The organism is Microbacterium sp. WHRI 7836, from assembly GCF_040223885.2.
Taxonomy (GTDB): Bacteria; Actinomycetota; Actinomycetes; order Actinomycetales; family Microbacteriaceae; genus Microbacterium; species Microbacterium oxydans.
Window position 1 is genome coordinate 113,750 of sequence record NZ_CP168171.1, and the last position, 19,266, is coordinate 133,015.

The window sequence follows — 19,266 nt, forward strand, 5'->3', positions numbered from 1 at the left end:
TGTAGCGTCACTCGCGGGCCGCGGCGGTGGGGGGCGATGACTCAGGCGCGTCGCCGCCACCGCAGACGCGTGATCAGCACGCCCAGCAGACAGAGCGCGCCGCCGAGGAACATCAGCGGCGTCGGCACCTCCCCCAGGATCGCCCACGACATCAGGATCGCGATTGCCGGCACGACATAGGTGGTGGCCGACGTCTGCCCCGCAGTGCTGCGCTGCAGAACGTACGCCCACGTCGTGAAGGCGATCGCCGTGGGGAAGATGCCGAGGTAGACGACCCAGAGCGTCGCATCGAGCGGTGCCGTCTGGAGAGAGCCGATGAGGTTACCGGTCCAGGGCAGCAGTGCGACGGTGCCGACCCCCGCGCCGAGCCACGTGAGGGTGGTGGCGTCGACGCCCGAGGTGAGCAGACGCTTCTGCACGAGCGTGCAGCCGGCGTACATGACAGCGGCGAGGAGGGCGAGCAGGAGTCCCGTGATGTCGGGGCCGGCGCCGGAGGTGGAGTTCATGCCGATGAGCACGACCCCGAGGAAGGCGATGGGTGCGCCGATCACGAGCGGCTTCGGGAATCCCTCACGCAGGAACAGTCCGCTGAACACCACGACCATGAGGGGTGCGAGGTTAACGACCATCGCAGCGGTGCCCGCATCGAGGGTCAGTTCCGCGCTGTTGAGCGCGAGGTTGTAGACGCAGAACCAGCCGATGCCCCAGACCGCGATGAGTAGCCAGTGGCGTCGGGCGGGGATGCGGATGCCGTGTCGGATCGCGATGATCGTCAGCACGGCCGTGCCGACGGCCATGCGGAGCAGCGCCAGAGCGCCCGGGTCGTAGTGCGGACCCGCTCCGCGGATGCCGATGAACGCCGACGCCCACAGCACCACTGTGACCAGTGCGGCGATGAGGACGAGCGCACCCTGCTTCTTCGGCGTCCCGGGGTTCGCGGGCATCCGGGGCTTCTCGGGTGCTCCGTCGTCGGCACGGATCCCGTCGGAGGTGATCTCGGGGTCGCCGGATGCGGCTGCTGGCATCCTCCGATCCTGGCAGGGGTGTCCGACATCGAGCGAGCCGCGCGAGTGCCATCCCCCGTCGTATTTCGGACGACGACCGCTCCGGTCGCGATATTCCATCTTCAACGGCCGCCGAGGCTGTCATATCGCGACCGGAGCGGTCGAGCGGCCGGAGGGCCGTCGAGGAACCCTTCGATAGGATGGGACGGCCCGAAGAGGGCCAGCTCATCGGCCGGTGCAAACCCGGCGAAAGCCAGGGGGTTACCCATGCCAGGAATCGTTATCGTCGGCGTGCAGTGGGGCGACGAAGGAAAGGGCAAGGCCACCGATCTGCTCGGTGAGCGCACCGACTGGGTGGTGAAGTTCAACGGCGGCAACAACGCCGGACACACCGTCGTCGTCGGCGACGAGAAGTACGCGCTGCACCTGCTGCCCTCCGGCATCCTGTCGCCCGGCGTCACTCCGGTGATCGGCAACGGCGTGGTCATCGACCTCGAGGTGCTGTTCTCCGAGCTGGAGGCGCTCGCCGCCCGTGGCATCGACGTCTCGCGGCTGAAGGTCAGCGCCAACGCGCACATCATCACGCAGTACCACCGCACGCTCGACAAGGTGACGGAGCGGTTCCTCGGCAAGCGCAACATCGGCACGACCGGCCGCGGCATCGGCCCGGCGTACGCCGACAAGATCAACCGTGTCGGCATCCGGGTGCAGGATCTGTTCGACGAGAACATCCTGCGCCAGAAGGTCGAGGGCGCTCTCGACCAGAAGAACCACCTGCTGGTGAAGGTCTTCAACCGCCGTGCGGTCACGTGCGACGAGATCGTGGAAGACCTGCTCTCCTACGCCGAGCGGCTGCGGCCGATGGTCGCCGACACGGGCTACCTGATCGCCGAGGCGCTCGACCGCGATGAGGTCGTGGTGTTCGAGGGTGGCCAGGCCACGATGCTCGACATCGACCACGGCACCTACCCGTTCGTGACCTCGTCTTCGGCGACAGCCGGAGGAGCGGCGACGGGCTCCGGCGTCGGTCCCGGTGCGCTCGACCGCATCGTCGGCATCGTCAAGGCCTACACGACCCGCGTGGGCTCGGGTCCGTTCCCGACCGAGCTGTTCGACGAGCAGGGCGAGTGGCTGCGCAAGCAGGGCTTCGAGTTCGGCACCACGACCGGCCGCCCGCGCCGGGTGGGCTGGTACGACGCCCCCATCACGCGCTACGCCACGCGCATCAACGGCATCACCGACCTCGTGCTCACGAAGCTCGACATCCTCACGGGCCTGGAGCAGATCCCCGTGTGCGTCGCCTACGACGTCGATGGCGAGCGATTCGACGAGGTGCCGGTCAACCAGACCGACTTCCACCACGCGAAGCCGATCCTGGAGTACTTCCCCGGCTGGAGTGAGGACATCTCGGTCGCTCGGACCTTCGAGGACCTGCCGCAGACGGCGCAGGACTACGTGCTGGCGCTCGAGAAGATGAGCAACACGCGCATCTCGGTGATCGGTGTCGGCCCGGAGCGCGACCAGGTCATCGTCCGTCACGACCTGCTCGACTGATCCGCACCCGATGACGCGCTTCTGGCTCGGCGGCTACGGCCCCGCGATGGACGGTTCGGCCGAGGGCATCGGCCTGCTCGCGGGGGACGAGGGCCGCGAGGCATCCACCCTCGCCTACCGTGGCACTGCGGTGGAGGTTCCGTCGCCGTCCTGGCTGGCGCAGCATCCGACCCTCGACATCGTCTACGCGGCACTGGAGGGTGACTCCGCGGTGCAGGCGTTCGTCCGTGCGGGTGAGGGTGTGCTGGCCCCGCTGGGTGCGCCCGCGCCGGTCGGCCAGTACGTGTGTCATGTGGCGGTCGCCCCGAACGGCTCGGCGCTGATCGCCAGCTGCTACGGCGACGGTCGTGTCGTGAGACTCGGGCTGGACGCGGAGGGGCGCATCGTCCCCGCGAAGGCGGATGCGGCGGCGGCACTCCGCGCGGCCCTGTTCGGGGACGACGCGGATCCCGATGCTCCCGCTCCCACCCCTCCCGGAGACGGCGTCGCGGCGGTGGACCCGTACGGCATGGGCGGCGACCGTGTCTCGCATGCGCACGCCGCGGTGTTCCTCCCCGACGGACGCGTCGCCACGACCGACCTCGGGTTCGACCTCGTGCGGTTCTGGCGGCAGAGCGGCAGCGGGCTGGTGCTCGACCACGAGGTGGTTCTGCCTCTCGGCACCGGACCGCGGCACATGGTGCTGCACCCCAGCGGGCACCTGCACGTGGTCACCGAGTACTCGTGCGAGGTGTTCACGCTCGCGCGCGCGGCCGACGGCACCTGGAGCGTCGTGTCGGTGGCGCTGACGAGCCCGATCGCCGAAGTGGGCACAGACTTCCCCGCCGAGCTCGCCCGCACTCGCGACGGGCAGTTCCTCTACACGGCCCTGCGTGGAAGCAACACGATCGCGGCGTTGCGGGTGCGCGGCGGAGGCGAGGCCTTGGAGTCGGTGGCGCTCGCCGATTCGGGCGTCGACTGGCCGCGTCACCACCTCGTCCACGAGGGCAAGATGCTCGTCGCGGGGCAGCGCTCCGACACCATCACTCTGATCGACCTCGACGAGCGCACGGGCGCGCCGCTCGGTATCCGCCACGAAGCGCAGGTCCCGACGCCGACGCACTTCCTTCCGGTGCGCTGAGGCATCGCGAGATCCGTTCTTGACCTCAACCTCACTTGAGGTTCTACTGTCGTCATCATGACTTCGGAGACCGAGCAGGCGGCGACGCCGGATGCAGCCGCAGCTCGCATCATGAGCAGCCAATACGTGTGGATCACGATCGGCGCGTGCGCGCTCGTGTTCCTGGGGGCGTTCGAGTCCCTGGCGGTCACGACGGTGATGCCGACCGTGAGTGCCGACCTCGGCGGCGAACGGCTATACGCGCTGGCGTTCGCCGGTCCTCTCGCCACCGGGGTCATCGGCATGGTGATCGCGGGAAACTGGGCCGATCGTCGGGGGCCGGTCGCCCCGCTGTACACCGCGGTCGCGATGTTCATCGTGGGGCTGCTCATCGCCGGTCTCGCCCCGAGCATGGAGGTCCTCGTCGCCGGCCGGTTCGCGCAGGGTCTCGGCAGCGGCGGCCTGATGGTGGCACTGTACGTCGTCGTCGCCCGGGTCTACCCGCAGGAGCTGCACCCCGCGATCTTCGCCGGATTCGCGGCTGCGTGGGTCATCCCCTCGCTGATCGGACCAACGGTCGCGGGAGCCGTGACCGAGCTCTGGAGCTGGCACTGGGTCTTCCTCGGTGTGGTGATCCTGGTGCTCGTGGCGCTGCTGATGGTGATTCCAGCCCTTCGCGGTCTCTCGAGCGACGGCGATGCGACGACACCGTGGGCATACGGCCGCCTCGGTTGGTCGATTCTGGCGGCGGCCGCGGTGCTGACGCTGAACCTGGTCGGCGACATCCCCGGTGTCGGCCCGGTGCTGGCGGTCGTCGCTGTGATCGTCGCCCTGATCGCGGTTCGCCCGCTGGTTCCCCGCGGAACCTTCCGCGCGCAGCGGGGGCTGCCCTCGGTCATCCTCGTCCGCGGGCTCGCAGCTGCCGCGTTCTTCGGCGCGCAGATCTACCTGCCGTACCTGCTCACCGATCGCTATGACCTGTCACCGACCCTCGCGGGGCTCGCCCTGACCGGAGGTGCGCTCTCGTGGTCGGTCGCGGCGACGGTCCAGGGGCGGATGGGCGTTCGCCTCTCGAGCGTGACGGCGGTGCGCATCGGCACGATCCTGGTCTTCGTCGGCATCGTGCTGACCGTCGCGATCACAGCCATCAGGGCGGACGCCGCACTGCTCGCCGTCGCCTGGATCGTGGCGGGTCTGGGGATGGGGCTCATGAGCCCACGTACCAGCGCGCTGACGCTCGCGATGTCGACACCGGAGAATCAAGGCTTCAACAGCGGCGCGATGACGGTCGCCGATTCGTTCGGCAGTGCCATGGCGCTCGCCATCACGGGGACGCTGTTCACGGCGTTGGCCACCGCGGACCCGTTCCTGGGAGTGTTCGCCCTGGCTGCGGTGATCGCGATCGCGGCGGCGGTGCTCGCTCCACGGGTGAGCGCGGCCGTTGAACGGCTCGGGACACCGCCAGGGGGAGAAGCGTGAGCGGGGAAGCGGGCAGCGCGGAGGCGGGCAGCGCGGAGGCGACGGAGCGGGGCACCATGCTCGCGGTCGTGCAGCGCGACTTCGGAGAGGCCGGGGTGCTGAGAGCCGAGGAGGTGGCCGTGCCCATTCCCGCCGAGGGCGAGGTGCGGATCCGGGTCGCCGCGGCGGGTGTGCATGCCGTCGACACCGACATCCGTCGAGGCACCGCACCGGCGTCGATGCCGAAGCCGACACTTCCGATGACGCCGGGGCGCGAGGTCGCCGGGTTCGTCGACGCCGTAGGGCCCGGGGTCGACGCGGCCCTCCTCGGAACGCGCGTGGTCGCCCACCTCGGCTTCCGCAGCGGCGGATACGCCGAGTTCGCGCTCGCGTCCGCGCAGTCTCTGCACTCTGTCGACGCCGGAGCATCCTTCTCCCAAGCGGTCGCGACCATCGGTACCGGTCGAACGGCCCAGCTCGTCTGGGAATCCGCGAACATCCGCCCAGACGACGTCGTCCTCATCCCCGGTGCATCGGGCGGCCTGGGAAGTCAGCTCGTCCAGCTGGCGCTTTCGGTCGGGGCGACTGTCGTCGCCCTCTACGGCGGCGAGGTGAAGCGCCCTGTGGTGGAGCGGCTCGCGCACGGTGAGAGGTTCGCCGACGGCCGGCTGCTGCCGCTCGACGTGACGGTCGAGACGTGGCCGGAGCAGATGGCCGAACGTCTCGACGGCGCGCAGCCGTCGGTTCTGATCGATGGGGTCGGAGGTGCGACGGGCCGGACGGCACTCGAGACTCTCGCCAGCGGTGCCCGCGTCGTGATCATCGGATGGTCGAGTGGAGAGGCGCTCCGGCTCGACACCGACGACATCCTGCAGCGCTCCCTCACGGTCGCCGTCCCGCTCGGGCGGTCCATCGCCGACCTGCGTGCTCTCGAGTCCAGAGCGCTCGCCGCGCTGGCGGAAGGCCGCACGGCTCCGCCTGTGGACGAGTATCGCCTCGAGGATGCCGCCGCCGCCCACGAAGCCATCGAACGGCGCCGGCAGCGAGGGAAGGTCGTGCTGGTGCCGTCTCCGCGGTGACCTCGCCGCGGGGGAGAGGCGAACGGAGCCGCACGGGCGCAGTTCACCTCGGAAGCCTGAGCAGCAGCGCCGCGTTGTGACCCCCGAAGCCGAACGATGTCGACAGCACTGTGCGGACCGGATGCCGTCGCTCCTGGTCGCGCACGAAGTCCCAGCCCTCCGCGTCGGGGTCGGTCAGGTTGATCGTCGGAGGCAGCACCTGGTCGCGCAGGGTCATCGCAGCGATCGCTGTCTCGACGACGCCTGCTGCGCCGAGCAGATGCCCGGTGGTGGACTTCGTCGCCGTGAGCGGAACCGACGGTGCCCTCGCTCCCAGCGCCTGCTCGAGTGCGATGAGCTCGGCCGCGTCGCCGAGCACCGTGCCCGTGCCGTGGGTGTTGACATGATCGACTGCGGATGCGGTCGCGCGGGCATCGGCGAGACAGGCGTTGATCGCCCTGGTCGCTCCCGCGGCGGCCGGATCCGGTGCCGTGGCGCGGTGGGCGTCGCTGGTCGCACCGAACCCGGCGACCGTCGCGAGAGGGCGTGCGCCGCGTTCGCTGGCGAGGTCGGCAGCCTCGAGCAGAACCGCGGCGGCGCCCTGGGCCATGACGAAACCGCTCCGCGCACGGTCGAAGGGGCGGGAGGCCGATGAGGGGTCATCGCCGAATCCGGTGACGACCGAGCGCAGGTTCGCATGCGCCGCGAGATGCAGCGGACCGAGGCAGTCGTCCATCCCGACGACCAGCACCGCATCGGCGTATCCGTGACGGATGCGACGCAGGCCTTCGCCGATCGCGATGGCGCCGCTCGCGCATGCCGCTGTGATGGCGTGGGTCTGTCCGAGGAATCCGTATCGACGGCTGAGGATCCCGGCGACGGCATCCGCGGTTCCATAGACGGCGAGGCTCGGCGGCACCCGGCGCCGACCGGCCTCTCGCAACGTGCCGGCTGCCTCCGTCACCGCGTCGACCGGCCCTGATCCCGTGGCGATGATCACCTGCGCGGCATCCGCGTTCCACGGCAGGTCACCTGTGCCCGCATCATCCATCGCCTCATCAGCGGCGGTGATCGCCCACTGCTGCATCGGAGTGAGGTGGCGGACGAGTGGTGTCGGCAGGTCGGCGGGGGCGGTGAACCCGCCGACGACTCCGCAGACCTGCACCGGCCCGGAACCTTCGAGCTCAGGCGGAAGCCGCGTGATGCCGCTTCGTCCGGCGCGGACTGACGCCCACATGCTCGGCGCGGTGAGACCACTCGGGGTGATGGCGCCGATCCCGGTGACGACGACAGACCTCTCGACGCTCACGATGGCCTCCGCCCGAACGCCACGAGATCGGCGACCGCGGTGCGACGAATCTTGCCGCCGGAGGTTCGTGGGAACTCCGGTAGGCGGTGCCAGCGGCGTGGCACGGATGCCGGAGGGAGTCGGTCCCTCGCCCACGTGCGCAATGTCGCTGCCGGTGGCGCATCGCCTTCGACGACCAGGGTGATCCGCGTGCCGAGGTGATCGTCACTCTCGGCGATCACGCAGATGTCGCCGAGGCCCGGCATCCCGTCGAATGCACGTTCCACTTCGTCGAGGGCGACGGTGTGCCCGCCGGTGGTGACGATATCTCCGCTTCTGCCGGCGAACGAGAAGTCCCGGCCACGCAGCCGCCCCTGATCGTGCACGCTCGCCCAGCCGTCGGCATCCGTCAACGACGCGGAAGTCGTTCCCGGCAGGTAGCCGGTCGAGCACGAGGGGGAGCGCACCCAGAGCGTGCCGAGCTCGCCGGGTGCCACATCGTCGCCGTCGTCGTCGCGCACCCGGGCTTCCACCTGCGGGTAGAGCCGGATGCGTCCGTCGCCGGCGCGGTCGTCGCCGATGAAGCCGAGTTCGCCGGTGCCGAAGTAACTGAGCGTCCGGGTGCGGGGGAGCGCGTCGGACACTCTGGCTCGAGCCGACGCCGAGAGCGCGGCACCTCCCGTGACGATCAGCTCGATGCCGTCGTACCTTCCCGGGTTGCGCCTCGCGGCGTCGGCGAGGGCGGCAGCCGCCGCCGGAACAGTGACCACTCGCGTGATGCGTTCGTCCCGCGCGCGGGGGGTGAGCCACAGGTCGTCGAGACGGTCGGCGACGTGCAGCTCGCCGCCGGAGGCGAGAACCTCGAACAGTGTGTAGAGAGTCAGGCTGTACGACATCGGGCCCGGTGCGAAGGTCGCGACGCGGTTGCTCGCACCCAGATATGTGCGCGAGACATCGATGTTCGCGGTGTACTGCGCGCGGGTCTTGAGGAAGGGCTTCGGTCGTCCTGTCGTACCGGATGAGGTGAGCAGCAGGAATGGGGCATCGTCGGCAGGATCATCGGGGTCGGCATAGGCGAGTGATCCGGAGTTCTCGAGGTCAGCGAGCCCGAGGATCAGACCCGGCCAGCCGCTCGCATCCAGCGCGGTTCGCAGCGCAGCGACATCAGTGATCACCGCCACCGCGCCGGTGGATGTGATCAGCTGCGTCTGCAGTGACACCGGCCAGTGCGCATCCACGACGCTGAGGATGCGATCCCCCGCCTCCATCGCGACGACGGTGCGTGCGGTGTCGAAAGCCCGGCTCAGACAGATGGCGACGACGGGCGGCGGCGTCGAAAGACCGGGTGAATCCGCCCGCGCCGAGTGGGCTGGGAGCATGCGCTCGAGAGTCGCCGAAATCCGCCGCGACTCGGTGAGGAGCTCGCCATAGGTCACGCCGGCGTCGTGGTCGACGATGGCCGGCCGAGCGGGGTCTTCGACTGCGACACGGCGCAGCATCGGGGAGAAGGACGTGATGGCTCCTGGGGCGGGTTTGCGTGGAGAGGATGGCGTCCCTATTGTAATGAACACCGTTCAGGTGAACGGTGTTCAGGAGGATCCATGACAACGTCGCGCGCCACAGACGCCAGCGCATCGCTCGGACGCATCGCGGTGTTCGCCGCACTGATCATCGTGCTCGGCGCGGTGATCGTGCCTCTGCCCGCCGGGGTGCCCATCACCGCGCAGACCCTCGGTGTCATGCTCGCAGGGCTCGTGCTGGGTCCGCGCCTCGCGCCTCTCGCCATCCTCCTCGTGCTCGTGCTCGCCGCCGTCGGGCTGCCCGTGTTGGCGGGCGGTCGTGGAGGACTCGGAGTGTTCGTCGGCCCGAGCGCCGGGTACCTCATCGGTTGGATCGCCGGCGTCGTCGTGATCGGCCTGCTCATGCGCACGGGGCGCTTCACCTGGTGGCGCTCCGCGATCGCGGCACTGGTCGGCGGTGTGTTCGTCGTCTACGCGTTCGGCATCCCCGTGCAGGCTCTCGTGACCGGCGTGCCCCTCGGACCCACGGCGCTGTCGAGCCTCGCGTTCCTGCCCGGCGATCTGATCAAGGTGACCGCGGCCACGCTCGTCGTCGTCGCGCTCCGGCGCGCCTACCCGCGGGCCTTCGCCGACGGTGTGCGGGTGCGGGAGCCTGCGAGAGCGGTGGCGTAGGCGTCACCGCCGCGTACCGGCCGCTCGCGGAGGGGTGAAGGCTCCGACCCCGACGGCCTCGCGCTGACGACGTCGACGACGTTCGAGCAGCCCGGTGCGGCCGGGTGGCTCAGGCGTCTGACCCGCACGCTCCCCGCCGGTGGGGCAGCAGGCGCACCGGCGACGGCCAAGAGCACCAGCACCTACTACGGCGATATCAACAGCGCCCCGGCGGTGTGCGGCCTTCCGGCGGGGACCAAACAGTTCGGTCTCCTGAAGTCCACGACGGGACCGACTCCGGCCACGGGCACGCCGATCACCACGGAGTACGCGTATGACGCGTGGGGTCGCACGGTGGGGACGAAGACCAGCGGCGACACAGCGTGGTCGTGCACCGGGTACGACGGCCGGGGCAAGGTGATCTCCACGACGGTCGCCGGCCCTTCGGGCGTGGCGACGATCTCGAGCACGACAACGGAGTCGAGACGGGTGACGAACGGTGGATACACCACCGTCACGAGCGGGGTAGCGGTCGCAGGGTCGCCGAACGGCTCGACCATCACGACCGTCTCAGACCTGCTCGGTCGGGTCGTGAGCTACACGGACGTGTGGGGCACGGTGACCACGCCCACATACGATCCCGCTTCCGGGCGTGTGACGCAGATCTCGACGACCCCAGCCAATGGTGCGGCATCGGTGACGGCGTACACGTATGACGCCGACGGCAAGGTGAAGACGGTCACGGTCGATGGGCAGCAGCTCGCGTCGGTGACGTATGACGCTTTGCAGCGGTTGAAGCAGATCGCGTATCCGGATGGTTCGGCGTTGAACAGCGTCAGCCGTGATGCGGCGGAGCGGGTGATCGGCCAGGAGTGGCTGGTCGGCGGTCAGGTCGTGTCGGACGCCGTTGTGCGTTCGCAGTCGGGCCGTGTGGTGAAGCAGCAATCGTCGACGGGTTCGACGTCGTATTCGTCGACGTACGGGTATGACACCGCGGGGCGGCTGGTGTCGGCGACCATTCCTGGGCACAAGCTCACCTATGGGTTCGGGTCGTCGGGTGGGTGTGGTCCGAATGCGGCGGCGGGCATGTCCGGCAACCGGACGGGTTCGACGGATGTGTGGACGGCGCCGGGTCAGGCGGCCGTGACCACCACGACGACGTCCTGTTTCGACTGGGCGGACAGGCTACTGTCCTCGACAGTCACGGGGGCGGTCCCGGGTGCGACGACTGTCGCGGATGGTCTGTCGGCGTCGGAGATCGTGTACGACGGGCGGGGGAACACGGTTCGTCTGGGTGACATGCAGTTCTCGTACGATGCCGCGAACCGGCACATCGGGACGACGTATGACGATGGGACGACGGTGCGGATCGTGCGGGACGCGACCGGGCGCATGGCATCGCGGACGATCGATCCGGCGGGTGCGGAGCCGGCGGTGACGACGAGCTACCTGTATGCGGCGGGTGGTGATGCGGCGTGGGGGCAGAGGTCTGGTGCGGGTTTGACGCGGAGTGTGGGCCTGCCGGGTGGGGTGTCGTGGACGAACCAGGCGGGGGAGGTGACGTGGTCGTTCCCCGGGTTGGGTGGGCACGGCTTGGTGACGCGCACCGGCACGACGACAAGCGGGTTGTTGTTGTGGGATCCGTTCGGTCAGCCGGTGGACCCGGTCACGTTCGCGATCGGGACGGTCGCGTCGGATGGCACCGGGCAGGTCGCGGGGAACACCCTCTGGCATCAGGGGGCGTTGAAGCCCGCGGAGTCGGCGGGTTCGGCGCTGGTGGTGGAGATGGGGGTGCGGTTGTATGTCCCCGCTCTCGGGCGGTTCCTGCAGGTCGACCCGATCGAGGGCGGAAGTCATAATGACTACGTCTGGCCCGTTGATCCCATCTCCATGAACGATCTCAGCGGTGAAGCAATCCCTATTTTGCTTGGGCTTGCCGCTGTCGTAACGAGCCCCGCGTTCCTGATAGGCGCAGCGCTGGTCGTTGCTGGCATCATTGTCGCCACGAACCCCTGGGTGCAGGAGCAGTTCGGGTACTTTTCACGGCAGATGGCCACAGTCAACGTCGTGCTGACGATGGCGGTCCCCCTGGCGATCGGTGGGATCATGCAGATGGCACACCGTAAGCGCGACAACACGCGCAACAACGACCGAGTCGGTCATGGCTCGCGCAAGCAGGGCAAGGCGACCAACAAGCATGAGAACGCTCAAAGTCACGGAGGCAAGCCGAAACCCAACTTCAAGCCGAATCAGAACAAGAGAAACAACATGATCGTCTTTGGCGGTCGGAGAATTGAAATCGCTTAAGGAGGCGACGATGGAGCCGGATCGACGTGCGGCAGAAGATGCTTTCGCCGCGGGACAGTACTTGGATTTCCTGCGAGCCGTCAGAAGCGATAAAGGCGACTTCGATCAGACGGTCATGCGAGCATTGATTCCCTCAGTCGATCTTGAGGAAGTCGATTTCAGCGCGGGGACTACCCCGAACACTCTGTTCGAACTGGCGGCCGCTGTTTGGGACGTAGACGAACTTCTCGCGATCTCGATGTTCCGCGAAGCCGCGAGCGGCGGCTCGAGTGCAGCGCTCGCAGCGCTCGGCGAAGGTCTCAATTGGATCGGTGACCACGAAGAAGCCACGCTCTGGTTACGAAAGGCGATCTCTGCGAACGCCGGAGATGCCGCACGCCTGGCAGGGCTCCTGGGCGAGAGTCTATTAAGCGCGGGGGACTCAGTTGGGTTCAGTGAGGCTGAGCATCTGCTCAAGCGTGGCCTTGCGGAGTCCGAAGAGTTTGGGGTACCGCTGGCGAAGCTTCTCCTTGCTCAGCAAAAGGTGGCAGAAGCGCGCGAGCTCTTGGAGCGGTTGGTTCGCGCGGACGTGTACGGAGCAGCGCTTCTGCTTGGCAATCTCCTCGCCGAGGAGCCGGGGAACTTCGAGGCAGCTGAGGCCGCCTACAGGGCGGGTATAGCCAGCGGTGATGGCCACAGCGCTCACAATCTTGCGGTGATGATGCTCGAGAACGGTGAACCTGCTCGGGCGCGGGAGCTTCACGAGCTCGCGAAGCTGATGGGGGATTCTTCCCCCCTGGAGACCGCACGCGATTAGACGCCACTCAGCATGCCAGTGGAGCGTCGGCGAGCAATCGTCGAGTAATGCATCACGCATGGCGCGATGGTCCTTCTGCCAGTTGCCGGTGCGGGCTCGTCTGGGGGCGTGCGCGCTCAAGCCGAGTTCACCTGACGTTGATCGGGATGCGAAGGGCGGCCCTCCCAACAGGTCCGTTAAAAGTCGCCACAGACAAGCAATGGGTGAAGTTGGAAAAGGTAGCGGGCTCGGCGGCAGGTGCTCGAGTAGGTAGTTTGCTCTGGGGTACCGCTGCGAGTGTATTGACGGTCGCCGTGAGTTGGGGCACTTCGTCGTGGTGGATCGGTGCATGCGTGTGCTTTTTTGCGGCGGCCGCGTTCGTACGATCGCTCTTCCTCGGGGTGTGGGTGGAGCCAGGCGCGGTTGTCGTGTGCACCTGGTTTCGCAGACGCCTCTTCAGATCAGGAGAGATCGAGGCCGTCGACATGCAGCTCTACTACGGAGCCGGTGGAGCGGGTGTGGGCTGGCTCCCGTTCGTGGGTTCGGTTCGGATGATCGAGCTCGAGCGTGTCGATGGCAAGCGAGTTCCGTTGCCATCGACCATCGGTCGTCGAAACCATGTGCTGCGCCTCGCGAGGCGGGTGCGGGAGGCGCTGGCATCAGGGGGCGTTGAAGCCCGCGGAGTCGGCGGGTTCGGCACTGGTGGTGGAGATGGGCGTGCGGTTGTATGTCCCCGCCCTCGGACGCTTCCTCCAATTCGACCCCATCGAAGACGGTGGGGCGAACGACTACGTGTGGCCCACCGACCCCATCAACGGACACGACCTCAGCGGTGAGACTTGGTGGGAGGCCGCGGGAAAATTCCTCACCGACAACCCGGTGGCGCAGGCGGTACTCGCAGGACGCGGATTCGTTCCTGGATAGATTGGTGCCGCGTGCGGGCTGGTCGAGGTCGCTGCATACGCGGCACAAGGAGATCTCGCTAACGCTGCAGTGTCAGCGGCTGGTGCCGCCGCCTCCCTCGTCGGTGGAAGACTCCTGATGGATGGCTTGGAGTCCACGGTGAAAGCGGTCGTACATACTCGAACTGCTCATCTCGCAAATAAAGTCGGATACCGCGCGGCGATTCGTACGACCACGAGGGGAGTCAACTCGACGCTCAAGTGGCAGACCAACGCAGTACGCTCTGCCAGCGTGCTTGCAGCGACAACATCCGTGCGTCCATTCCTTCCGGGTACGCGTCTAAAGTGGTCTTCTAGGGGAATCACGGTGAGTGCAGGGTAGAGGACTTATGGGTGCTAAGCACACTATTGTTGGGTCTGCGCGAGGCGTACGCGTGGCGGGATCTATCTGGGCGCTGCTCGTGGTGAGCGCAGGTCTATTCTTGAAATTCGCGTTTAGTTACTGGCAGCCGCTAGTTCCTGCGGCGCTCATCGCGAGTTTCCTCGCTGTTCGCCCGTGGTTTATGGGTATCGTATTCACACCCGAGGCAATCACTGTGAAAGGGTGGTATAGCTCATTTCGTCTAAGCCGCGCCGAAGTTCTTCATATTGACTTCCGCGAGTGCATTAGTCTGCTAGTGGGTTTTGGGACCGGCTTTCTTCCATTAGTGGGGAAGATCAGAATGATCACTGTGGAAACCCAGCAGGGCGGAAAGTGGCGCATGAGGTATCTGCCAGGAACGCTTGGCCGGTACAACACGGTTTTAAACGTAGTTCGTGAGACGCGCGTGCACCTGGGACTTCCGAGATAGGTCGTCTCTTAAGGGTGGTGCTGCCAGGGCTGGCGCACAGCCGTGTCACACGATTGCTTCGTTCGACGACGGCACGACGGTGCGGATCGTGCGGGACGCGACCGGGCGCATGGCATCGCGGACGATCGATCCGGCAGGTGCGGAGCCGGCGGTGACGACGAGCTACCTGTACGCAGCGGATGGTGATGCGGCGTGGGGGCAGAGGTCCGGTGCAGGTTTGACGAGGAGTGTGGGCCTGCCGGGTGGGGTGTCGTGGACGAACCAGGCGGGGGAGGTGACGTGGTCGTTCCCCGGGTTGGGTGGGCACGGTTTGGTGACCCGCACCGGGACGACGACAAGCGGGTTGTTGTTGTGGGATCCGTTCGGTCAGCCGGTGGATCCGGTGACGTTCGCGATCGGGACGGTGGCGTCGGATGACACCGGGCAGGTGGCGGGGAACACCCTGTGGCATCAGGGGGCGTTGAAGCCGGCGGAGTCAGCAGGTTCGGCGCTGGTGGTGGAGATGGGGGTGCGGTTGTATGTCCCCGCCCTCGGGCGGTTCCTGCAGGTCGACCCCATCGAGGGCGGTGGAACAAACGACTACGTTTGGCCTCTCGATCCGGTCGGTTCGCACGATCTCAGCGGCAAGTGCTTTCTGCTCTGGTGCAATGTTTCAGAGTTCGCGGACGATGCTGCGGGAGTTCTGGGTGTTGCCGCAATGTTTGGCTGCGCGGTCTGCGGGATCGTGTCCGCGGGAATCTCGTTGGCAAACGGAATCTACAAAGTCAGTCAGGGAGATAGCAGCGGTTGGCTGGATATTGGTAGCGCAGCTACTCTCGGAATCGGAAAGGCACTGACCACTGTTGTGAAATCCGTTCGGCGCACTGCGGCAGGCCTCCACTCGATGCCTGCGACTACGTTGAAACGGTACGCACTGAGCAACAAAGTTCCGAGCGCTCGAGGGTGGTCGAGGTTGGACCGTAGGATCAAGGTAGTGTGGGGAGTCCCGGCGGCCGGGTATGGAGTTCTCAACACCGCACTATGGGGCAGAGATGTCATTAAGCGGGGCAGAAGAATGGTGTCGAATTGGTAGGTAGGTCCTCCTGTTCGTCGTGGCTGATTGCTTTCATGAGGGAAGGCTTTCAGACTGGACTTTTCGTCTGGTACCTCATTGCATCAGTGTTGCTGCTTGTGTTGCTTCCCGGGGATCTAGCGTCTGACCTGATCGTGGTCGCAGCGACGGGGGTTCTCATGATCGCCGCCATCATCTTCAGGATTCGCCGCCGGCGGAGAAACGAGCAAAAGGGAGAAAATAGTCGGACGCCTCCAACTGCTAGTTGAACCAGAAGGCCCTTACTGGTGCTGGCTGCGCTATCGCTGGGCGGGGTAGCGATCGCAGGGTCGTCGAACGGCTTGACCATCACGACGGTCTCCGACCTGCTTGGTAGAGTCGTGAACTATACGGATGTGTGGGGCACGGTGACCGCGCCAGCATCGTTGCTCGAGGGTGCTTTCGATATGGCGGCAGAACAGCGCATGGTTACGAAGATAACAATGTATTCAAGCTGCGTCCCTTCGGGGTTGTCCTATCTCTTTGCTCTTGGGGCCGGGGCTGGGCTAATAGTGCTCAGCTCCTGGGTGATATTGCTGATGCGGGCTGTCTATCGTGATGATGGTGGTTTCCGACGCGGTCTCGCGAACGCAGCCCCCCTGTGGCTCCCGGCGCTCACGGGTGTCGTGACGCTGTTCAACTTCAAGAATTCGGTGATCGGTTGGGCGCAGACCTGTCTTCCCGCCGATGATTGGAGCGCGCCGGGCTCGGTGTTCATCGGGCTTGGTCTCGCTGTGGCTCTGACAGCCGTTGGCCGGCTGATCTACAATCGGGTCCGCGTGGGAACGACCGGCGAACCGGTCGACAACGGCGACGAGAACAGCCCTCTGCCTGCGTCATCAGGTGAGGCACCCGTTGCAAAGCGTCCGCGAAATTTGCCCGTGGAGCGTCGGCGAGTAATCGTCGAGTACGTCGCTACTTATGGAGTCGCGGTCCTTATCATCGTCATAGGCGCCGGGCTTGCATGGACCTGAGTAGCCTGCTGTGAAGTATCGGGCCGGTGCAGCCAAATGGACACCTGGAGATCTGTGAATGAAAGCGATCATCAAGTGTGTCTACAGCGCCGATCTGGATATCGAAACATGCCTTCCCGCAGACCGGTTCGATGACGGACAGTGGATTCGATTGCTCATCGGGCCAGACGGCGGTGTCGGTGAGGGGGCGTTCGATGTCCTCGTCTGCGCTAAGCGCTGGCTCGCGCGCAAGAGTGATCGTGATGGAATGCAGTTGGGACGACGCGGCAGCAACTCTTGCGCTGCCCGGTGCAGATTGGCCGTGGGAGTTCGATGGCTACCGTGATTGACGATGGTGGTTTATTCCGCACCAGGTCGCAGGGCAATGACCTTGCCTGATATTCAAGCAGGAACGATCCTGCCCAACCTTATTTTCGGCCTACTCGCCGTGGTCCTCGGGATACTCATCATCTGCTACCGCCGACCGCTCAACGAAGCCGTCTTCAAGACCCAGAGATCGATGTTCGGTGAGCGAATCGCTCAGGCATCCGCGGGGCGCCAGAAGCCATTCATGATGGGAGTCGTCGGGGCATGGACCGTGCTCATCGGGCTGCTCATGCTGACCGGCGCGACGATAGGAGTGGTTCAACACTTCACCTAGATCCGCGTCGCCACACCCCCTCGCGCCACGCCCCAGGGAACAACTCACCCGTGACTCGGCGTTGCTCATGAGCGAGACTGGGCCACGTAACCGGCTCACGGAGAGGTGCGACGCATGAATGCTGCGGAGAAGACCGACGAGTACGACCTGATCGTGTTGGGCGGTGGTCCGGTGGGCGAGAACGTCGCCGACCGAGCCGTGCAGGGCGGGCTCACCGCGATCATCGTGGAGAGCGAGCTCGTCGGGGGTGAATGCTCTTACTGGGCGTGTATGCCGTCGAAGGCATTGTTGAGGTCGGCGCAGGCGCTCCGTGCCGCGCAGCACGTGGGCGGTTCGTCCCAGGCGGTGACCGGAAAGCTCGACGTGCGGGCCGTGTTCGACCGCCGCGACTCGTTCACCAGCAACTGGTCGGACGACGGTCAGGTCAAATGGCTCGACTCGGCCGGCATCGACCTGGCCCGCGGCCACGGCCGCATCACGGGTGAGCGCGAAGTCACGGTGACGGATGCCGATGGCGCGGAGCGCGTGCTCACGGCGCGGCACGCTGTCGCCATCAGCACCGGATCGGATGCCGTCATCCCGCCTATCGATGGACTCCGCGAGGCCACACCGTGGACGAGCCGGGAGGCCACCAGCGCCGAGGAGCTGCCCGACAGCCTGGTGGTGATCGGCGGAGGGGTCGTGGCCGTCGAGATGGCGACCGCCTATGCCGCACTCGGCTCGAAGGTCACGGTGATCGCCCGCAACGGTCTGCTCGGCGGGATGGAGCCCTTCGCGGGCGAACGTGTCGCCGCGGGCCTCAAGGAGCTCGGTGTCGACGTGCGCACCGGCACGGGCACCACATCCGTGCGCCGCGGCGCGGACGGCGTGACCATCACCCTCGACGGCGGCGAGGAGATCACCGCGACCGAGGTGCTGGCCGCGACGGGTCGCTCGCCCCGCAGCGGTGACATCGGCCTCGACGTCGTGGGCCTGGAACCCGGTCGCTGGATCGACGTCGACGACACGCTCCGCGTCCCCGGATCCGACTGGCTCTACGCGGTCGGCGACGTCAACGGTCGCGTGCTCCTCACCCACCAGGGCAAGTACCAGGCGCGCGCCGCCGGCGATGTGATCGTCGCCCGCGCCAAGGGGGAAGATGTCGACGACGCCCCGTGGGGCCGTCACGTCGCGACCGCCGACCAGGCCGCCGTCCCGCAGGTCACGTTCTCGATCCCCGAGGTCGGATCGGTGGGGCTCACCGAGGCTCAGGCGACGAAGGCCGGCATCGCGGTGAAGGCCGTCGACTACGACCTGGGCTGGGTCGCCGGCGCGAGCCTCTACGAAGACGGATTCGAAGGCCAGGCGCGACTCGTGGTCGACACCGACCGCGACGTCGTGATCGGTGCGACGTTCGTCGGACCCGAGGTGGCGGAACTGGTGCACGCGGCGACCGTGGCGATCGTCGGCGAGGTGCCGATCGCCCGCCTCTGGCACGCGGTGCCGTCGTACCCCACGATCAGCGAGATCTGGCTACGACTGCTGGAGGGGTACGGTCGCGACTCCGCCTGATGGACGTCAGGGCTTGATCTCGCGATCAGGGGCAATCCGTTCGCGTGATCGCGTCGAACAGGATCCGGATTGTTTCTCATATTGACGAGCGCGGCGCAACCCTCACCCACGATGTCGCACCCGTCTTATACGCTCATACCCACATCCGAGGAGGCAGGACCATGAAGGCTGTACTCGCAGGAACCGTCATCGCCGAAGCTGACGAGAGCGATCTCGCCCGCATCGAGGGGAACTGGTACTTCCCACCGGCGTCCATCACGCCCGGCGTGCTCGTCGAGAGCCCCACGCCCTACACCTGTCCCTGGAAGGGAGCTGCTCAGTACTACTCGGTGCAGACCGACGGTGAGCTCCACACCGACTACGCGTGGTCGTATCCGAACCCCTACCCCTCCGCCTTCGATCGGGTGGGCAAGGACTTCTCCGGGTTCGTGGCCTTCGATCCGCGCGTCGAGGTCGGCCCGTAGACATCTGAAGAGCCCCGTAGGCATCTGAAGAGCCCCGTAAGTATCAGAAGAGCACAGACTCGTCCGCTCGCACATCGATC

19 protein-coding genes are annotated in these 19,266 nt (G+C 66.7%); 14 read left to right on the forward strand and 5 right to left on the reverse strand.

The features are described from left to right. Positions 1 to 41 precede the first annotated feature (41 nt). On the reverse strand, positions 42 to 1,025 hold the full coding sequence (locus ABRP18_RS00565) for a DMT family transporter (RefSeq protein WP_349885238.1): 984 nt from the start codon (positions 1,023 to 1,025) through the stop codon (positions 42 to 44). 246 nt (positions 1,026 to 1,271) lie between these two features. On the opposite strand from ABRP18_RS00565, the gene ABRP18_RS00570 reads away from it, so the two are divergent. The 4 genes from ABRP18_RS00570 to ABRP18_RS00585 are packed head-to-tail and all read left to right on the forward strand — an operon-like array spanning position 1,272 to position 6,194. Continuing rightward, on the forward strand, positions 1,272 to 2,558 hold the full coding sequence (locus tag ABRP18_RS00570) for an adenylosuccinate synthase (RefSeq protein WP_058630871.1): 1,287 nt from the start codon (positions 1,272 to 1,274) through the stop codon (positions 2,556 to 2,558). Positions 2,559 to 2,568: 10 nt separating this feature from the next. Then, positions 2,569 to 3,678 (forward strand): beta-propeller fold lactonase family protein, encoded by a 1,110-nt coding sequence (locus ABRP18_RS00575; protein ID WP_349885239.1) that lies wholly within the window; start codon positions 2,569 to 2,571, stop codon positions 3,676 to 3,678. A gap of 57 nt (positions 3,679 to 3,735) precedes the next feature. Next, positions 3,736 to 5,136, forward strand: a complete 1,401-nt coding sequence (locus ABRP18_RS00580) for an MFS transporter (protein ID WP_374168957.1) — start codon at positions 3,736 to 3,738, stop codon at positions 5,134 to 5,136. Next, positions 5,133 to 6,194, forward strand: coding sequence for an alcohol dehydrogenase catalytic domain-containing protein (locus ABRP18_RS00585; RefSeq protein ID WP_308431936.1), 1,062 nt, complete (start codon positions 5,133 to 5,135; stop codon positions 6,192 to 6,194). Before ABRP18_RS00580 ends, ABRP18_RS00585 begins: the two co-directional genes overlap by 4 nt. A 43-nt stretch (positions 6,195 to 6,237) precedes the next feature. Here the strand turns inward: ABRP18_RS00585 and ABRP18_RS00590 are convergent, their stop codons facing one another. Beyond that, a complete protein-coding gene (locus ABRP18_RS00590) occupies positions 6,238 to 7,482 on the reverse strand; it encodes a beta-ketoacyl-[acyl-carrier-protein] synthase family protein (RefSeq protein ID WP_349885240.1) in 1,245 nt (414 codons plus the stop codon). Further along, the gene (locus tag ABRP18_RS00595) at positions 7,479 to 8,960 is read right to left on the reverse strand and encodes a class I adenylate-forming enzyme family protein (RefSeq protein WP_349885241.1); all 1,482 of its coding nucleotides are present in this window, start codon (positions 8,958 to 8,960) and stop codon (positions 7,479 to 7,481) included. Before ABRP18_RS00595 ends, ABRP18_RS00590 begins: the two co-directional genes overlap by 4 nt. A gap of 102 nt (positions 8,961 to 9,062) precedes the next feature. On the opposite strand from ABRP18_RS00595, the gene ABRP18_RS00600 reads away from it, so the two are divergent. Next, positions 9,063 to 9,653 (forward strand): biotin transporter BioY, encoded by a 591-nt coding sequence (locus tag ABRP18_RS00600; RefSeq protein ID WP_058630866.1) that lies wholly within the window; start codon positions 9,063 to 9,065, stop codon positions 9,651 to 9,653. A 185-nt stretch (positions 9,654 to 9,838) separates the two neighbouring features. Here the strand turns inward: ABRP18_RS00600 and ABRP18_RS00605 are convergent, their stop codons facing one another. Further along, a complete protein-coding gene (locus ABRP18_RS00605) occupies positions 9,839 to 10,192 on the reverse strand; it encodes a hypothetical protein (protein WP_349885242.1) in 354 nt (117 codons plus the stop codon). A 136-nt stretch (positions 10,193 to 10,328) separates the two neighbouring features. On the opposite strand from ABRP18_RS00605, the gene ABRP18_RS00610 reads away from it, so the two are divergent. Together ABRP18_RS00610 and ABRP18_RS00615 are read left to right on the forward strand one after the other, a co-directional pair. After that, a complete protein-coding gene (locus ABRP18_RS00610) occupies positions 10,329 to 11,939 on the forward strand; it encodes a hypothetical protein (protein WP_374168958.1) in 1,611 nt (536 codons plus the stop codon). Positions 11,940 to 11,949: 10 nt separating this feature from the next. After that, positions 11,950 to 12,735: a hypothetical protein gene (locus ABRP18_RS00615; RefSeq protein WP_052748720.1), complete on the forward strand. Its 786-nt coding sequence runs from the start codon at positions 11,950 to 11,952 to the stop codon at positions 12,733 to 12,735. Between the two features lie 440 nt (positions 12,736 to 13,175). On the opposite strand, the gene ABRP18_RS00620 is transcribed toward ABRP18_RS00615, so the two are convergent. Beyond that, the gene (locus tag ABRP18_RS00620; RefSeq protein WP_349885244.1) at positions 13,176 to 13,334 is read right to left on the reverse strand and encodes a hypothetical protein; all 159 of its coding nucleotides are present in this window, start codon (positions 13,332 to 13,334) and stop codon (positions 13,176 to 13,178) included. Positions 13,335 to 13,425: 91 nt separating this feature from the next. Between ABRP18_RS00620 and ABRP18_RS00625 the strand changes: the two genes are divergently transcribed. The 7 genes from ABRP18_RS00625 to ABRP18_RS00655 all read left to right on the forward strand — a co-directional run bounded on the left by ABRP18_RS00625 (position 13,426) and on the right by ABRP18_RS00655 (position 19,186). Beyond that, positions 13,426 to 13,638, forward strand: coding sequence for an RHS repeat-associated core domain-containing protein (locus ABRP18_RS00625; protein ID WP_349885373.1), 213 nt, complete (start codon positions 13,426 to 13,428; stop codon positions 13,636 to 13,638). Positions 13,639 to 14,576: 938 nt separating this feature from the next. Further along, on the forward strand, positions 14,577 to 15,539 hold the full coding sequence (locus ABRP18_RS00630; protein ID WP_349885374.1) for an RHS repeat-associated core domain-containing protein: 963 nt from the start codon (positions 14,577 to 14,579) through the stop codon (positions 15,537 to 15,539). A gap of 320 nt (positions 15,540 to 15,859) precedes the next feature. Next, complete coding sequence (locus tag ABRP18_RS00635) at positions 15,860 to 16,531, forward strand: hypothetical protein (RefSeq protein ID WP_349885245.1); 672 nt, start codon at positions 15,860 to 15,862, stop codon at positions 16,529 to 16,531. A gap of 58 nt (positions 16,532 to 16,589) precedes the next feature. Then, positions 16,590 to 16,856, forward strand: a complete 267-nt coding sequence (locus ABRP18_RS00640; protein WP_349885246.1) for an Imm8 family immunity protein — start codon at positions 16,590 to 16,592, stop codon at positions 16,854 to 16,856. Positions 16,857 to 16,895: 39 nt separating this feature from the next. Next, the gene (locus ABRP18_RS00645) at positions 16,896 to 17,171 is read left to right on the forward strand and encodes a hypothetical protein (protein WP_374168959.1); all 276 of its coding nucleotides are present in this window, start codon (positions 16,896 to 16,898) and stop codon (positions 17,169 to 17,171) included. Positions 17,172 to 17,285: 114 nt separating this feature from the next. Next, positions 17,286 to 18,722 (forward strand): NAD(P)/FAD-dependent oxidoreductase, encoded by a 1,437-nt coding sequence (locus tag ABRP18_RS00650; RefSeq protein ID WP_349885248.1) that lies wholly within the window; start codon positions 17,286 to 17,288, stop codon positions 18,720 to 18,722. A 161-nt stretch (positions 18,723 to 18,883) separates the two neighbouring features. Further along, positions 18,884 to 19,186, forward strand: a complete 303-nt coding sequence (locus ABRP18_RS00655; RefSeq protein ID WP_061015819.1) for a DUF427 domain-containing protein — start codon at positions 18,884 to 18,886, stop codon at positions 19,184 to 19,186. Positions 19,187 to 19,266: the final 80 nt, after the last annotated feature.

Bases quoted from the DNA above. Each gene is read 5' to 3' on its own strand.
- ABRP18_RS00595 (WP_349885241.1), bottom strand. From the start codon at position 8,960: ATGCTGCGCCGTGTCGCAGTCGAAGACCCCGCTCGGCCGGCCATCGTC.
- ABRP18_RS00565 (WP_349885238.1), bottom strand. From the start codon at position 1,025: ATGCCAGCAGCCGCATCCGGCGACCCCGAGATCACCTCCGACGGGATC.
- ABRP18_RS00575 (WP_349885239.1), top strand. From the start codon at position 2,569: ATGACGCGCTTCTGGCTCGGCGGCTACGGCCCCGCGATGGACGGTTCG.
- ABRP18_RS00600 (WP_058630866.1), top strand. From the start codon at position 9,063: ATGACAACGTCGCGCGCCACAGACGCCAGCGCATCGCTCGGACGCATC.
- ABRP18_RS00605 (WP_349885242.1), bottom strand. From the start codon at position 10,192: ATGGTCGAGCCGTTCGGCGACCCTGCGACCGCTACCCCGCTCGTGACG.
- ABRP18_RS00650 (WP_349885248.1), top strand. From the start codon at position 17,286: ATGAATGCTGCGGAGAAGACCGACGAGTACGACCTGATCGTGTTGGGC.
- ABRP18_RS00620 (WP_349885244.1), bottom strand. From the start codon at position 13,334: ATGGTTTCGACGACCGATGGTCGATGGCAACGGAACTCGCTTGCCATC.
- ABRP18_RS00655 (WP_061015819.1), top strand. From the start codon at position 18,884: ATGAAGGCTGTACTCGCAGGAACCGTCATCGCCGAAGCTGACGAGAGC.
- ABRP18_RS00645 (WP_374168959.1), top strand. From the start codon at position 16,896: ATGACCTTGCCTGATATTCAAGCAGGAACGATCCTGCCCAACCTTATT.
- ABRP18_RS00640 (WP_349885246.1), top strand. From the start codon at position 16,590: ATGAAAGCGATCATCAAGTGTGTCTACAGCGCCGATCTGGATATCGAA.
- ABRP18_RS00570 (WP_058630871.1), top strand. From the start codon at position 1,272: ATGCCAGGAATCGTTATCGTCGGCGTGCAGTGGGGCGACGAAGGAAAG.
- ABRP18_RS00630 (WP_349885374.1), top strand. From the start codon at position 14,577: ATGGCATCGCGGACGATCGATCCGGCAGGTGCGGAGCCGGCGGTGACG.
- ABRP18_RS00580 (WP_374168957.1), top strand. From the start codon at position 3,736: ATGACTTCGGAGACCGAGCAGGCGGCGACGCCGGATGCAGCCGCAGCT.
- ABRP18_RS00625 (WP_349885373.1), top strand. From the start codon at position 13,426: ATGGGCGTGCGGTTGTATGTCCCCGCCCTCGGACGCTTCCTCCAATTC.
- ABRP18_RS00615 (WP_052748720.1), top strand. From the start codon at position 11,950: ATGGAGCCGGATCGACGTGCGGCAGAAGATGCTTTCGCCGCGGGACAG.